This window comes from Variovorax cryoconiti (genome assembly GCF_051216395.1).
In the GTDB taxonomy this organism is placed as follows: domain Bacteria; phylum Pseudomonadota; class Gammaproteobacteria; order Burkholderiales; family Burkholderiaceae_C; genus Variovorax.
Map to the genome: position 1 here is coordinate 552,079 of NZ_JBPJZI010000001.1, position 13,884 is coordinate 565,962.

Annotated in this window: 15 protein-coding genes; 8 read left to right on the forward strand and 7 right to left on the reverse strand. The window is 69.3% G+C overall.

All coding sequences use genetic code 11. The features are described from left to right. Nucleotides 1–2: 2 nt before the first annotated feature. Entirely contained in the window at nucleotides 3–1,385 is a 1,383-nt protein-coding gene (locus ACSFA2_RS02740; protein WP_435453773.1) for a phospholipase D-like domain-containing protein, read from the reverse strand. Further along, entirely contained in the window at nucleotides 1,382–2,050 is a 669-nt protein-coding gene (locus tag ACSFA2_RS02745) for a glutathione S-transferase family protein (protein WP_435453774.1), read from the reverse strand. Before ACSFA2_RS02745 ends, ACSFA2_RS02740 begins: the two co-directional genes overlap by 4 nt. A 239-nt stretch (nucleotides 2,051–2,289) precedes the next feature. On the opposite strand from ACSFA2_RS02745, the gene ACSFA2_RS02750 reads away from it, so the two are divergent. From ACSFA2_RS02750 to ACSFA2_RS02775, 6 genes are all read left to right on the forward strand, one after another. Beyond that, entirely contained in the window at nucleotides 2,290–3,468 is a 1,179-nt protein-coding gene (locus ACSFA2_RS02750) for an ABC transporter substrate-binding protein (RefSeq protein ID WP_435453775.1), read from the forward strand. A 121-nt stretch (nucleotides 3,469–3,589) separates the two neighbouring features. Continuing rightward, complete coding sequence (locus tag ACSFA2_RS02755) at nucleotides 3,590–4,462, forward strand: branched-chain amino acid ABC transporter permease (protein ID WP_286644725.1); 873 nt, start codon at nucleotides 3,590–3,592, stop codon at nucleotides 4,460–4,462. Further along, nucleotides 4,462–5,433, forward strand: coding sequence for a branched-chain amino acid ABC transporter permease (locus ACSFA2_RS02760; protein WP_435453776.1), 972 nt, complete (start codon nucleotides 4,462–4,464; stop codon nucleotides 5,431–5,433). Before ACSFA2_RS02755 ends, ACSFA2_RS02760 begins: the two co-directional genes overlap by 1 nt. Beyond that, nucleotides 5,430–6,188, forward strand: a complete 759-nt coding sequence (locus ACSFA2_RS02765; protein WP_435453777.1) for an ABC transporter ATP-binding protein — start codon at nucleotides 5,430–5,432, stop codon at nucleotides 6,186–6,188. The genes ACSFA2_RS02760 and ACSFA2_RS02765 overlap by 4 nt, the downstream gene beginning before the upstream one ends. Then, nucleotides 6,181–6,888 carry an ABC transporter ATP-binding protein gene (locus ACSFA2_RS02770; protein WP_435453778.1) on the forward strand — a complete coding sequence of 236 codons (708 nt, stop codon included), beginning with the start codon at nucleotides 6,181–6,183 and terminating at the stop codon, nucleotides 6,886–6,888. The genes ACSFA2_RS02765 and ACSFA2_RS02770 overlap by 8 nt, the downstream gene beginning before the upstream one ends. Before the next feature lie 82 nt (nucleotides 6,889–6,970). After that, nucleotides 6,971–7,366, forward strand: coding sequence for a hypothetical protein (locus tag ACSFA2_RS02775; RefSeq protein WP_435453779.1), 396 nt, complete (start codon nucleotides 6,971–6,973; stop codon nucleotides 7,364–7,366). Nucleotides 7,367–7,378: 12 nt separating this feature from the next. Here ACSFA2_RS02775 and ACSFA2_RS02780 read toward each other — a convergent pair whose 3' ends face one another. Continuing rightward, a complete protein-coding gene (locus tag ACSFA2_RS02780; RefSeq protein WP_262077939.1) occupies nucleotides 7,379–7,861 on the reverse strand; it encodes an Lrp/AsnC family transcriptional regulator in 483 nt (160 codons plus the stop codon). A gap of 121 nt (nucleotides 7,862–7,982) precedes the next feature. On the opposite strand from ACSFA2_RS02780, the gene hppD reads away from it, so the two are divergent. Together hppD and phhA are read left to right on the forward strand one after the other, a co-directional pair. Further along, on the forward strand, nucleotides 7,983–9,071 hold the full coding sequence (gene hppD / locus ACSFA2_RS02785; RefSeq protein ID WP_435453780.1) for a 4-hydroxyphenylpyruvate dioxygenase: 1,089 nt from the start codon (nucleotides 7,983–7,985) through the stop codon (nucleotides 9,069–9,071). A gap of 2 nt (nucleotides 9,072–9,073) precedes the next feature. Beyond that, entirely contained in the window at nucleotides 9,074–9,958 is an 885-nt protein-coding gene (gene phhA, locus ACSFA2_RS02790; protein ID WP_435453781.1) for a phenylalanine 4-monooxygenase, read from the forward strand. 27 nt (nucleotides 9,959–9,985) lie between these two features. Here the strand turns inward: phhA and ACSFA2_RS02795 are convergent, their stop codons facing one another. The 4 genes from ACSFA2_RS02795 to ACSFA2_RS02810 are packed head-to-tail and all read right to left on the reverse strand — an operon-like array spanning nucleotide 9,986 to nucleotide 13,859. Further along, nucleotides 9,986–11,440 carry an aldehyde dehydrogenase family protein gene (locus tag ACSFA2_RS02795; RefSeq protein WP_435453782.1) on the reverse strand — a complete coding sequence of 485 codons (1,455 nt, stop codon included), beginning with the start codon at nucleotides 11,438–11,440 and terminating at the stop codon, nucleotides 9,986–9,988. 52 nt (nucleotides 11,441–11,492) lie between these two features. Next, nucleotides 11,493–12,203 carry an ABC transporter ATP-binding protein gene (locus ACSFA2_RS02800; RefSeq protein ID WP_435453783.1) on the reverse strand — a complete coding sequence of 237 codons (711 nt, stop codon included), beginning with the start codon at nucleotides 12,201–12,203 and terminating at the stop codon, nucleotides 11,493–11,495. Further along, the gene (locus ACSFA2_RS02805; RefSeq protein WP_435453784.1) at nucleotides 12,200–12,946 is read right to left on the reverse strand and encodes an ABC transporter ATP-binding protein; all 747 of its coding nucleotides are present in this window, start codon (nucleotides 12,944–12,946) and stop codon (nucleotides 12,200–12,202) included. Before ACSFA2_RS02805 ends, ACSFA2_RS02800 begins: the two co-directional genes overlap by 4 nt. Then, the gene (locus ACSFA2_RS02810) at nucleotides 12,939–13,859 is read right to left on the reverse strand and encodes a branched-chain amino acid ABC transporter permease (RefSeq protein WP_435454162.1); all 921 of its coding nucleotides are present in this window, start codon (nucleotides 13,857–13,859) and stop codon (nucleotides 12,939–12,941) included. Before ACSFA2_RS02810 ends, ACSFA2_RS02805 begins: the two co-directional genes overlap by 8 nt. Nucleotides 13,860–13,884: the final 25 nt, after the last annotated feature.

A 13,884-nucleotide genomic window follows, 5' to 3' on the forward strand; every position in this document is an offset into this window, starting at 1 on the left:
CGCTACAGCTGGAAGGCGACGGTCAGCAGCAGCCCTTCGGCCAGGTCCCGCAGCAGGCCGGGCCGCCGTGCGCGGTAGGGTTCGCCGGCCGATGCGGTGGTCTCGATCCACTGCGCCAGCCAGTCGATGGCGGTGCGGCCGTAGAACACCACCGCGGCCTCGTGGTTCAGCAGCAGGCTGCGCAGGTCGAGGTTGATCGAGCCGCACATCGCCAGTTCCTCGTCGACCACCACGGCCTTGGCGTGTGCCATGAAGGGCAGCATGCGGAAGGTCACACCGGCACCGGCCAGGTCGCGCATGGCCCGTGCGCGCACGAAGTCGGTCAGCCGGTGGTTCGAGCGCGAGGGGATCGCGATGGTCACCTGCACGCCGCGCCGCGCGGCCAGCCGCAGTGCATTGCGCAGGCCGTCGTCGGGCACGAAGTAGGGCGTGACCGCGAGGATGCGGTGCTCGGCGCGAAAGCACGCGTCGATGAGCAGCGCGTGCGCCGTGTCTTCGGTCTGGTCGGGGCCGCTCGGCAGGAACTGCGCGAGCGCGCCGTCATCGGGGGTGTCGTGGGTCGGCGCGATCTCGCGCGGCGTGTCGTCGCGCACCGAGCACCAGTCGTGTTCGAACTGCCGCGCCGCCGCTTCGGCCACGCTGCCGGCCAGGTCGAAGGAGAGGTCGCGCCACGGCACCGGGTAGGCATCGTTGCCGGTGAAGTACTCGCCGGCCAGGTTGCGCCCACCGGACCACAGCCGCGTGTCGTCGGCGATCACGAGCTTGCGGTGGTTGCGCAGGTTGCGCGGCCCGCTGCGGCGCAGGCCGAAGAAGGGGCGGAACACCGCGACCTCGCCGCCGGCGGCGCGCAGCGCGTCGAAGTGATGCGGCGGCAGCGTGAGCGCGCCGAAACCGTCGAGCAGCACCCGCACCCGCACGCCCTCGCGCGCGCGCCGCGCCAGGCGCACCACGACTTCATGGCCGAGCGCGTCGTCGCCGACGATGAAGGTGCAGATGTCCAGGCGCACGCGGGCGGCGTCGATCACCTGCCAGAGCGCATCCCGCGCCACTGCGCCGTCGGCATGGAAGCGCGGCATGCAACGCCCTGGCGGCGGCAGGCCGAAGCTCTCGATCAGCTCGGCCGCCCAATGGCCGACCGGCAGGCTGCGCGGCGGCCGCGGCGGGCCCACCGGGCGCAGCTTGCGCTGGCCGAACAGGAGGTAGACCGGCAGCGTGAAGTAGGGCAGCAGCAGCATGCCCATGACCCAGGCGATCGCGGTCGTGGGCGCGCGTTGCTCCCGCCGCGTGCGCGTGGTGAGCACGTAGACCAGCAGGCCGACCGCGACCACCAGGAAGTGCTGCGACGGCGAGGGCAGCCAGTCGAGCCAGTCGTCGATGCGGTTCACGGGGCGAGGTGCGACTGGAGGAAGCGCGGCACCGGCCGGCCCTGCGAGGCCAGGAACTTCATCATCGGCCCGACCACGGCCCGCACCGCCGGGCGCTGTCCGACGCGTTCGCGCCAGGCCACCAGGCGTGGCGTGGCGTCGGTCATGCCGGCGCCCTTGCGGTCGGCGAACACGTGGGCCATGTACAGGGCGATGTCGGCGTAAGAGTAGTCGCCGGCGAGGTGCTCGCGGTCGGTCAGCAAGGCGTCCATCGCCTCGTAGTGCCGGGCGCAGGCCGCACAGGCCGCGACGGCGGGGGCGCTCTGCATGGCGTCCTGCAGGCCGAAGAGCCGGACGACGTTCGGGAAGAACACCTCGTCGGACAGGTGCTCGAGCTGACGCGCCTGCGCACGCGCCGCCGCCCCGGTCGGCCAGAGAGCGGGTTGCGGCTTCAGGTCTTCGAGGTACTCGAAGATCTGGGTCGAGTCGAAGAGCTCGACCGCGTCGTCGATCAGCACCGGCACCTGCTGCTTGGGGTTGATGCGCAGCACCTCGGGATGCCGCGGCTGGTAGCGGTCGTCCCGGTCGAAGGGCACCATCACGAGCTCGAAGGTCAAGCCCTTCTCGCGCACCGCGATCTCGGCCTTGGCGCCGAACATGCTCAGGGGCCCGGTAAACAGTTGCATGGGGTCTCCTCCAAACCCGTGTTTTACCAGCGCGTGCGGGTTTGGCGTCGCCCAGATGTCGTGCCATGCACTGTGTTCGAGAGCCACTGCGCGCCTGTGCGATCACCGCGCACGCGGTGTGAAGATCGCGCAGAATGCCCCGTTCGCAACGCGCGCCTAGGTGATTGCCGGAGCACGCGGCGGCGTTTCATCTGGCCACAATGATGGGAAACGGCATTCCATCCAACCGGAGACAAAACATGCAACGACGCCACCTCGTCCAGGCCGCTGGCCTGGCCGCCATCGCACTGGCCGCGCCGCTCGCCGCCCAGGCCCAGACGACGCCCTTCAAGATCGGGCTGATCCTGCCAATGACCGGCCAGCAGGCGTCGACCGGGCGGCAGATCGAGGCCGCGGTCAAGCTCTACATCGCGCAGAACGGCGATACGGTGGCCGGCCGCAAGATCGAGGTGATCGTCAAGGACGACGTCGCCACACCCGACGTGACCAAGCGCCTGGCGCAGGAGCTGGTGGTCAACGAGAAGGTCAACGTGCTGGCCGGCTTCGGCGTGACGCCGGCGGCGCTGGCCGCCGCTCCGATCGCCACGCAGTCGAAGACGCCGCTGGTCGTGATGGCGGCCGCCACGTCGAGCATCACCGAGGCCTCGCCGTACATCGTGCGCACCAGCTTTACGCTGCCGCAGGTGTCGGTGGCCATGGGCGACTGGGCGCCGAAGAATGGCGTGAAGTCGGTGGTGACGCTGGTGTCCGACTACGGCCCCGGCAACGACGCCGAGAAGTTCTTCAGCGAGCGCTTCCAGCTCAACGGCGGCAAGGTGATCGACAAGCTGCGCGTGCCGCTGCGCAACCCCGACTTCGCGCCTTTCCTGCAGAAGGTGCGCGACGCCAAGCCCGACGCGCTCTTCGTCTTCGTGCCTTCGGGTGCGGGTGCCGCCGTCATGAAGCAGTTCCTGGAGCGCGGCATGGACAAGGCCGGCATCAAGCTCATCGCCACCGGCGACGTGACCGACGACGACCAGCTCAACGACATGGGCGACGGCGCGCTCGGCGTGGTCACCTCGCACCATTACTCGGCCGCGCACCCGTCGGCGGCGAACAAGAAGTTCGTCGAGGCCTTCCAGAAGGCCAACAAGAACATGCGCCCGAACTTCATGGCCATGGGTGGCTACGACGGCATGCGCGTGATCTACGAAGCGCTCAAGGCGACCGGTGGCAAGGGCGACGGCACCGCGCTGCTCGAGAAGATGAAGGGCCAGATCTTCGAGAGCCCGCGCGGCCAGGTGCTGATCGACGCGCAGACCCGCGACATCGTGCAGGACGTCTACCTGCGCAAGGTCGAGAAGAAGGACGGCCAGCTCTACAACGTCGAGTTCGACGTCATCAAGGCGGTGAAGGACCCCGGCAAGAACAAGCAGTGATGCCAAGTACGCCGAGGTCTTTTCGTGAAACACCGCGGAACCGGCTTTGCCGGGCCGCTGGTGTTGCCCCCGGTAGGGGGTGGGCGCCCGACACGAAGTGCGGGCAACCTGGGGGCGAGCCTTGTTAACGATTCTCTTCGACGGCATCGCCTACGGCATGCTGCTCTTCGTGCTGGCCGTCGGGCTGGCGGTGACGCTCGGGCTGATGAACTTCATCAACCTGGCGCACGGCGCCTTCGCGATGGCGGGCGGCTACCTCACGGTGTTCGCCATGCAGAAGCTGGGCATCCCGTTCCTGCTGTGCCTGCCGCTGGCCTTCGTGGTGGTGGGGGCGGCCGGCGCGCTGCTGGAGCGCACGCTGTACCGGCCGATGTACGGCAAGTCGCACCTCGACCAGGTGCTGTTCTCCATCGGCCTGACCTTCATGGCGGTGGCGGCCATCGACTACTTCGTCGGCTCGTCGCAGCAGAACATCCAGCTGCCCGAGTGGCTGCGCGGGCGCACCGAGGTGGGCGACGGCGCGCTGATGCTGGGCATGGGGCACTACCGGCTCTTCATCATCGCGGTGTGCGCGGTGCTGGCCATCGTGCTGCAGCTCATCCTGTCGAAGACGCGCTTCGGAAGCCGGCTGCGTGCGGCGGTCGACGACGCGCGGGTGGCGGCCGGGCTGGGCATCGACGTGAACCGCGTGTTCCTCCTGACCTTCGCGGTCGGCTCCGGGCTGGCCGGGCTGGGCGGTGCGCTGGGCGCGGAGATCTTGGGGCTCGACCCGAGCTTCCCGCTCAAGTACATGATCTATTTCCTCATCGTGGTCGCGGTCGGCGGCACCTCGTCGATCACCGGGCCGCTGCTGGCGGCCCTGCTGCTCGGCGTGGCCGATGTCGCGGGCAAGTACTTCATCCCGAAGATGGGCGCCTTCACGGTCTACCTGCTGATGATCCTGATCCTCATGTGGCGGCCGCAGGGCCTGTTCACGCGGCGGGGCGGCAAGTGATGGACGACCTTCGGACCGACGCGCTGCGCAAGCGCCTGCTCGAGCCCGCGCGCTGGCGCCCGTGGGAATTCGCCGTGTGGGCGCTGGCCTTTGCGCTGCCCTTCGCCATGCCGTCGCATGCGCTGATGGTCAACGAGATCGCCATCGTCGCGCTGTTCGCGATGTCGCTCGACCTGATCCTGGGCTACACCGGCATCGTCTCGCTCGGCCATGCGGCGTTCTTCGGCTTCGGTGCCTATGCCGCGGCCCTGTTCGCCAAGCACGTCATGCCCGACCCGATGGTCGGCCTGCTGGTCGCCGTGGCGCTGTCGGCCGCGCTCGGTGCGCTGGCCAGCGTGACGATCCTGCGTGGCAGCGACCTCACGCGGCTGATGGTCACGCTCGGCACCGCGCTGCTGCTGCTCGAACTGGCCAACAAGCTCGACGGGCTGACCGGCGGCGCCGACGGGCTGCAGGGGGTAGTCATGGGGCCGGTGCTGGGCCTCTTCGACTTCGACCTCTACGGGCGCACCGCGGCCTGGTACTCGCTGTCGGTGGTGCTGCTGCTCTTCCTGTTGATGCGACGCCTGGTGCGCTCGCCTTTCGGCGCGACGCTCAAGGCGATCCGCGACAACCGGCTGCGCGCCATGGCGGTGGGCATTCCGGTGGTCTCGCGCATGGCCGTCATTTACACCGTGGCGGCGGCCGTGGCGGGCGCGGCCGGTGCATTGCTGGCGCAGACCACCGGCTTCGCCTCGCTCGATGTGCTGGCCTTCGACCGCTCGGCCGATGTGCTGCTGATGCTGGTGATCGGCGGCGTGGGCTGGCTCTACGGCGGGATCGCGGGCGCGGTCGTCTTCAAGCTGCTGCAGGATACGCTGTCGTCCGTCACGCCGCAGTACTGGATGTTCTGGATCGGCCTGATCCTGGTGCTGCTGGTGCTGGTCGGCCGCGACCGGCTGCTCAAGCCGTGGACCTGGGGGCGGCGATGAGCGACACCGTTCTTTCGGCCCAGGGCCTGGTCATGCGCTTCGGCGGCATCGTGGCCACGCAGGACGTGACGCTCGACCTGCGGCGCGGGGCGCGCCATGCGCTCATCGGCCCCAACGGCGCCGGCAAGACCACGCTGATCAACCTGCTGACCGGCGTGCTCACGCCGACTGCCGGGCGCATCGTGCTCGACGGCGAGGACATCACGGGCATGGCGCCGCACCGCCGCGTCGCGCGCGGGCTGGTGCGCACGTTCCAGATCAACCAGCTCTTCGACGCGATGACACCGCTGGAGACGCTGGCGCTCGTCGTGTCCCAGCAGCGCGGGCTCACGCGGCAGTGGTGGCGTGCGCTGGGCAGCGACCGTGGCGTGGTCGAACGGGCCGGACAGCTGCTCGAACAGTTCCGTCTGGCCGAGGTGGCGCAGCAGCCCACGCGCGAACTGGCGTACGGCAAGCGGCGCCTGCTGGAGATCGCCATCGCGCTGGCCTGCGAGCCGCGCGTGCTGCTGCTCGACGAACCGGTGGCCGGCGTGCCCGCGGGCGAGCGCGAGGAGCTGCTGCAGACCGTGGCCGCGCTGCCGGCGGACGTGTCGGTGCTGCTGATCGAGCACGACATGGACCTGGTGTTCAGTTTCGCCGACCGCATGACCGTGCTGGTCAACGGCGCGGTGCTGACCGAAGGATCGCCGGAAGAAATCGCCGCCGATCCGCGCGTGAAAGCGGTGTACCTCGGAGAAGGCACGACCCATGGCTGACGCACTGCTGCAGATCGACGACCTGAGCGCGGGCTACGGCGAAGCGGTGGTGCTCACCGGTATCTCGCTCACGCTGGCCGAAGGCCGCACGCTGGCGCTGCTCGGCCGCAATGGCACCGGCAAGACGACGCTGATCAACACGCTGGCCGGCGCCACGCGCCAGCACGGCGGACGCATCGTGCTCGGCGGCGTCGAACTGAACCGGCAGGCCTCGCACCGCCGCGCCGCCGCGGGCATCGGCTGGGTGCCGCAGGAACGCAACATCTTCAAGTCGCTGACGGTGCACGAGAACCTCACCGCGGTGGCACGCCCCGGCCACTGGACGCCCGAGCGCGTCTACGCGATGTTCCCGCGCCTGGCCGAACGCAAGGGCAACCTGGGCACGCAGTTGTCGGGGGGCGAGCAGCAGATGCTGGCCGTCGCGCGCGCCCTGGTGCTCAACCCGCGCCTGCTGCTGCTGGACGAGCCGCTCGAAGGCCTGGCGCCGATCATCGTGGAAGAGCTGCTGCGCGCCATCCGCCGCATCACGCAGGACGACGGGCTGGCCGCCATCATCGTCGAGCAGCATCCGCAGGCGGTGCTGGCGATCTCCGACGATGCGGCGGTGCTCGACCAGGGGCGGCTGGTGCACACCGAGCGTGCCGACGTGCTGCGGACCCAGCCCGAGGTGCTCGACCGCCTGCTCGGCGTGGCGCGCTGACGCCACGGCGACTTCGTTGCGCGAGAATGCGCCACTGTCTGCCGTGGAGGGTTTCACAATGAGAGAAAGCCATCGGTCCACCGTGACCGCCGCACACAAGGCATTGGCCATGGTGATCGCCGCCAGCGATCTCGACCGCCTGCCGGTGACCCACTTCGAGCCGACGGACCTGCCCGGTCTGCCCGACGCTGCGCGGCGCAGCCCCGTGGTCGCGCGGGAAGACACGCAGCAGGCCAACCGTATGCGGGCCGCTTCCTACCTGTTCCTGGTCGCGGCGAGCAACGCGATGGCCGCGGCGCTCGACCTGGGCCGGGTGTCGATGGAAATGACGACCGCGGAGCGCGAAGCCATGCTGCACGCCATTGGCGCGCAGTCGACCATCGCCGGCCATTGCGCGACGCAGGCCTCGAAGATTCTGACCGGCGAGATCGATCCGCCGGAAGACGACTCCGTCGTCGTGTCCAGGCTCGGCGCCTGAGGCGTCGGCGGCTCAGATCGGCAGCGCCGTCGTCGTCTTCACCCGGTCGAGCACGAAGCTGGTCTTGCAGTCCTGCACGCTCGGGTGCTTGAGCAGCGTGTCCATCACGAAGCGCGAGTAGTGCGCCATGTCGGCGACCACCACGCGCAGCAGGTAGTCCATGTCGCCGGTCAGCGAGTGGCATTCGATCACCTCCGGCCATCCCTGGATCGAGGCGCGGAAGGCGTCCATCGGGCTGCGCTTGTGGCTCTCGGTGTGCTTCTCGAGCCGCACGTTGATGTAGGCCATCAGCGGCAGCCCGACGCGCTCGGGCCGCAGCAGGGCGACGTAGCCCTGGATCACGCCCGATTCCTCCAGCCGCTTGACGCGCCGCAACGTCGCCGACGACGACAGGCTGACCTGCGCGGCCAGCTCGTCGTAGGTGGCCCGGCCGTTGGCCTGCAACGCGCGAAGCACGCGCAGATCGATGGTGTCGAGTTCGACTGGAGCGCTCATGCGATGGATTTTGCAGGAATCCTGCGTGATCGACCATCGCAGAGCCGCAAGTTGCAGGAATCGTGTGTCGCGAGCGCCTAGCATCGACTCCAACCCCACCCGCAATTTCTGGAGACACACGATGGCTGACCACTACGAGAACCCCATGGGCCTGCAAGGCTTCGAATTCGTCGAGTTCGCATCCCCCACACCGGGCACGCTGGAGCCGGTGTTCGAGATGCTGGGCTTCACGCTGGTCGCCAAGCACCGCTCCAAGGACGTGGTGCTGTACCGCCAGGGCGACATCAATTTCATCGTGAACCGCGAGCCGAAGAGCCAGGCCGGCTACTTCGCGGCAGAACACGGCCCCTCGGCCTGCGGCCTGGCCTTCCGTGTGAAGGACGCGCACAAGGCGTACAACCGCGCGCTCGAACTCGGCGCCCAGCCGATCGAGATCGCCACCGGCCCGATGGAACTGCGCCTGCCGGCCATCAAGGGCATCGGCGGCGCGCCGCTGTACCTGATCGACCGCTACGAAGAAGGCAAGTCGATCTACGACATCGACTTCGAGTTCATCGAGGGCGTGGACCGCCACCCGGTCGGCCATGGCCTCAAGCTCATCGACCACCTCACGCACAACGTGTACCGCGGCCGCATGACCTTCTGGGCCGACTTCTACGAGAAGCTCTTCAACTTCCGCGAGATCCGCTACTTCGACATCTCGGGCGAATACACCGGCCTCACGTCGAAGGCCATGACGGCGCCCGACGGCAAGATCCGCATCCCGCTCAATGAAGAATCCAAGAAGGGCGGCGGCCAGATCGAAGAGTTCCTGATGCAGTTCAACGGCGAAGGCATCCAGCACATCGCACTGATCTGCGACAACCTCAAGGATGCTGTCGACAAGCTGGCGCTGGCCGGCGTGCAGACCGCCACCGCGCCCAACGACGTCTACTACGAGATGCTCGACACCCGCCTGCCGGGCCACGGCCAGAACGTGCCCGAACTGCAGGCGCGCGGCATCCTGCTGGACGGCACCACCGAGGGCGGCCAGCCGCGCCTCCTGCTGCAGATCTTCTCCACGCCGATGCTCGGGCCTGTGTTCTTCGAGTTCATCGAGCGCCAGGGCGACTACCGCGACGGCTTCGGCGAGGGCAATTTCAAGGCGCTGTTCGAATCGCTCGAACGCGACCAGATCCGCCGTGGCGTTCTCGACACCGCCGAGGCCTGAGCATGCTGGCCGCCGAAGCGACCAAACACGGGCTCGCGGCCGGCGAGGCGGCCAAGCCTGATCGCCCCGACTGGACCATCGACCAGGGCTGGTCGAACTACACGCCGGCCGAGCACGCCGTGTGGACGACGCTGTTCGAACGCCAGTCGAAGCTGCTGCCCGGCCGCGCCTGCGATGAATTCGTGGAAGGCATGAAGAACCTGCCGATCGGCGCCGACCAAATCCCGGATTTTCTGGAGCTGAGCGAGGTGCTGATGCAGCGCACCGGCTGGCAGGTCGTCGCCGTGCCGGGCCTGGTGCCCGACGAGGTCTTCTTCGAGCACCTGGCCAACCGGCGCTTTCCCGCGGGCAACTTCATCCGCAAGCCGCACGAGCTCGACTACCTGGAAGAGCCTGACGTCTTCCACGACGTGTTCGGCCATGTGCCGATGCTGATGAACCCGTCGATCGCGGACTACATCCAGGCCTACGGCGAAGGCGGCCTGCGTGCCAAGAAACTGGGCGTGCTCGACAAGCTGGCGCGGGTCTACTGGTACACGGTGGAGTTCGGCCTGATCCAGCAGAAGGAGGGCCTGCGCATCTACGGCGCGGGCATTGCGTCGTCGCGCACCGAGAGCGTGTTCTCGCTGGACGACCCGTCGCCGAACCGCATCGCGTTTGATCTGGAACGGGTGATGCGCACTAATTACCGCATCGACGATTTCCAGGAAAGCTACTTCGTCATCGACAGCCTGGCCGATCTGCTGGACCTGGCGACCATCGACTTCGCGCCGCTGTACGAACGCATCGCGGGGCAGCCGGACTACCAGCCGGGCGATGTGCTGGCGACCGACCGCGTCGTCGCGCGTGGCACGGGCCGCTACCACGCGGGCAAGCGCGCCGCCTGAGGCGCGCGCGCGGCGCGCGCAGCCTCCTCAGAACGGGTAGTGCCGTGGCGTGGTCTGCAGCGTGATCCAGCGCAACTCCGTGAAGGCTTCGATCCCGGCCTTGCCGCCGAAGCGGCCATAGCCTGAGCCCTTGACGCCGCCGAAGGGCATCTGCGCCTCGTCGTGCACGGTCGGGCCGTTGATGTGGCAGATGCCCGATTCAATGCGACCGGCCACCTGCCAGGCGCGCGCGATGTCGCGTCCGAACACGGCGGCGGACAGGCCGAAGGCGTTGTCGTTGGCCGTCGCGATGGCGGCCTCGACACCGTCCACGCGCACCAGCGCCTTGACCGGTGCGAACGATTCCTCGTGGTAGATCTTCATCTGGGGCGTGACGTGGTCGAGCACCGTCGCGGGCATCAGCGTGCTGTCGGCCTTGCCGCCGATCAGCAGCGTGGCGCCGTTGGCGAGTGCGTCGTCGATCAGCGCGTTGCAGCGCGCCACCGTGGCCATGTCCACCACCGAGCCCAGCACCACCGGCTTGCCGGCACGGGGGTCGCCCAGGGGCAGCGCTTTGGCCTTGGCCACGAACCTGGCGGCGAAGGCGTCGGCGATGCGCACGTCCAGCACGATGCGCTCGGTCGACATGCAGATCTGGCCCGAATTGGCGAAGGCGCCGAAGGCCGCGGCATCCACCGCCGCGTCGATGTCGGCATCGTCGAGCACCACGAAGGGCGCCTTGCCGCCGAGTTCGAGCACCGCCTGCTTCAGGTACTTGGCGCAGGTCATCGCGACCAGCCGGCCGACATGCGTCGAACCCGTGAAGTTCACGCGCCGCACCGCCGGGTGCGCGACCATGGCCTCGACCACGGCCGCCGCATCGGCGGGCGCGTTGGTCACGAAGTTCACCACGCCGGGCGGCAGGCCCGCGTCCTGCAACGCTTCGATGATCAGGCCGTGCGTGGCGGGGCACAGCTCCGAGCCCTTGAGCACCACCGTGTTGCCGCAGGCCAGCGGCGTCGCGATGGCGCGCACGCCCAGGATGACAGGTGCGTTCCAGGGCGCGATGCCCAGCACCACGCCGGCCGGCTGGCGCACCGCCATCGCGAGGCTGCCCGGCACGTCGGAGGGAATCACTTCGCCGTTGATCTGCGTGGTGATCGACGCGGCTTCGGTCAGCATGCCGGCGGCCAGGTGCACGTTGAAGCCGGCCCACATGCCGGAGGCGCCGGTCTCCGCGGCCATGGTGCGGGCGAAGTCCTCGGCGCGTGCTTCCAGGGCGTGGGCGGCCTTCAGCAGCAGCGCGCGGCGCGCGCCCGGCCCGAGCGCGGCCCAGGCGGGGAAGGCTTTCGCGGCGGCTTCGACAGCGGCGACCGCGTCGGCCGCGGTGGCTGCGGGTGCGCACGTGGCCACCTGGCCGTCGAGCGGGTTGCGGCGCTCGAAGGTGGCGCCGCCGGTGGCGGCGGTGCGTTGGCCGTCGATCAGCATGTCGATGCGTTGCATGGGGAGGTCCTGTGAGAGATGAGATGGGAGGGGCGTTCCGAAGCACCCGGCTTCAGGTCACACCGAGATAGGCGTGACGGATGGCGTCGGAGGCGAGCAGCACCGCCGCTTCGCCCTCGGCCACGAGGCGGCCGCGTTCCAGCACGTAGCCGCGGTCGGCGATCGACAGCGCCTTGCGCACGTTCTGCTCGACCATCAGCACCGTCACGCCCTGGGCGGCGATGCGCTGCACGATCACCAGCAGCTCGTCGATCGCGCGCGGCGCCAGGCCGAGCGAGGGCTCGTCGAGCATCAGCAGGCGCGGCGCGCTCATCATGGCGCGGGCCACCGCCACCATCTGCTGCTCGCCGCCGCTCATGGTGCCGGCGGCCTGGTTCGCGCGTTCCTTGAGGCGCGGGAAGTCCTCGAAGGCCTGCGCGAGCCGGCGCGTGCGCTCGGCGGGCGAGGCGAGCCAGCCGCCGAGCTCGAGGTTCTCCGTCACGCTCATCTGCGGGAAGAGCTGACGGCCCTCGGCCACCAGCGCGAGACCGCGCCGCACGCAGGCGGTGGTGTCGGCCGGCGGCAGCGGTTCGCCGTCGAGCCGCAGGGTGCCGGTGCGCGGCAGCAGGCCCTCGATGGCTTTCAGCAGCGTGGTCTTGCCGGCGCCGTTCGGGCCGACGATCACGGTGATGCCGGGCCGCACCTCCAGCGAGATGTCGCGCAGCACCTGGAAGCCGTGGTAGCCGGCGCCCAGGCCGTCGACCTTCAATGTGGCGCCGCTCATGCCGCGGCCTCCACCATCTCGTCGCCGAGGTAGGCCTCGATCACGCCCGCGTCGCGTACCACCTCGGCGGGCGTCGCGTCGGCGATCTTGCGGCCCTGGTGCAGCACCAGCACGCGTTCGACGTGGCGCAGCAGGGTGGTCACCGCATGTTCGATCCACACCACCGTCAGGCCGAAGTCGTCACGCAGCCCGCGAATGCGCTGCGCCATGGCTTCGACCTCGGCCTCGGTCAGGCCCGCGGCCACCTCGTCGAGCAGCAGCACGCGCGGCCGCGTGCCCAGCGCCATGCCGATCTCCAGCAGGCGCTGCTGCGACGGCGTGACGAGGCCCGCCGGCTGGTCGGCCCAGGCGCCGAGGCCGAGCAGCGACAGGATGTCCCTTTCGGTCTGCAGGCCGGCCGGCGCCTGGCGGTGGCGGCCGGCGAACTGCATGCCGAAGCGGATGTTGTCGGCCACGCTCATGTCGTGGAACACGCGCGGGGTCTGGAAGGTGCGGGCCACGCCGTGCGCCGCGTAGCGCTGCGGCGGCTGCCCGGTGAGGTCGGTGCCCGCGATGCGCAGCTGGCCGTCGGTCGGCGCAATCACGCCCGAGATCGCGTTGAAGAAGGTGGTCTTGCCGGCGCCGTTCGGGCCGATGATGCCGACCAGTTCACCGGCGTTCAGCGTGGCGCTGACGGCGTCCACCGCCGTCAGGCCGCCAAAACGCACGGTGAGTGCACGGGCTTCGAGCAATGCGTCAGCCATGGCCGTTCTCCAGCGGTCGGGTCGGTCGTCGTTGCCACAGCGAGGCGAGGCCGTTGGGCAGGTAGAGCACACACAGGATCAGCAGCAGGCCCAGCACCATCATGTAGCCGTAGGGCAGCTGCAGCCGCAGCGTCTCGGCCAGCAGGCTGAACACGATGGCCGCGAGCACCGGTCCGCCGATGCTGGCCGTGCCGCCGATCAGCGCGATCAGCACGGTCTGGAAGCCGATGAAGGGGCTGAACACGGCGGGTGGGTCGATGTAGGTCCAGCGCACCGCCATGGCCGCGCCGACCGCGCCCGCGAAGGCAGCGGTGAGCGCAAAGCCCGCCAGCTTGGCGTTGCGCGTGTTCACGCCCAGCGTCTGCGCGCGCTGCTCGTCGGCGCCGATGCCGGCCAGCGCCAGGCCGAAGCGGCTGCGCCGCACCCACACGGCGGTGGCGATGGAGGCCGCGGCGATCAGCAGCATCGTGAGATAGACCGTCTCGCTGGAGGGCACGACCGTGAGCACCCGGCCCACGGTGCCCGACACCTGCTTCTCGACGAAGGTGATCGCGTGGCGAATCAGTTCGGTCATGCCGAAGGTCAGCACCGCGAAGTAGGTGCCGCGCAGATGCAGCACCGCGGCGCCGATCACCAGCGCGGTGGCCGCCGCGAGCAATGCGCCGGCGGCGATGACCATCGGCCAGGGCAGCACTTCGAGCAGCATCGCGCTGGCGTACGCGCCCAGGCCGAAAAAGGCCGAGGTCGCGAGCGACAGGTAGCGCGTGGCGCCGCAGAAGATCGACCAGCTCGTCGAGAGGGCGACGTACATCAGGCAGCTCAGGGCGATGGAGGCCACGAACTCGCTCGCGGCCCAGGGCAGCGCGGCGGCCGCCAGCAGGGCAGCGATGGCCGCAGGTACCCGCCAGCGCATGAAAGAAGAGGGCGAGACAGGCAGA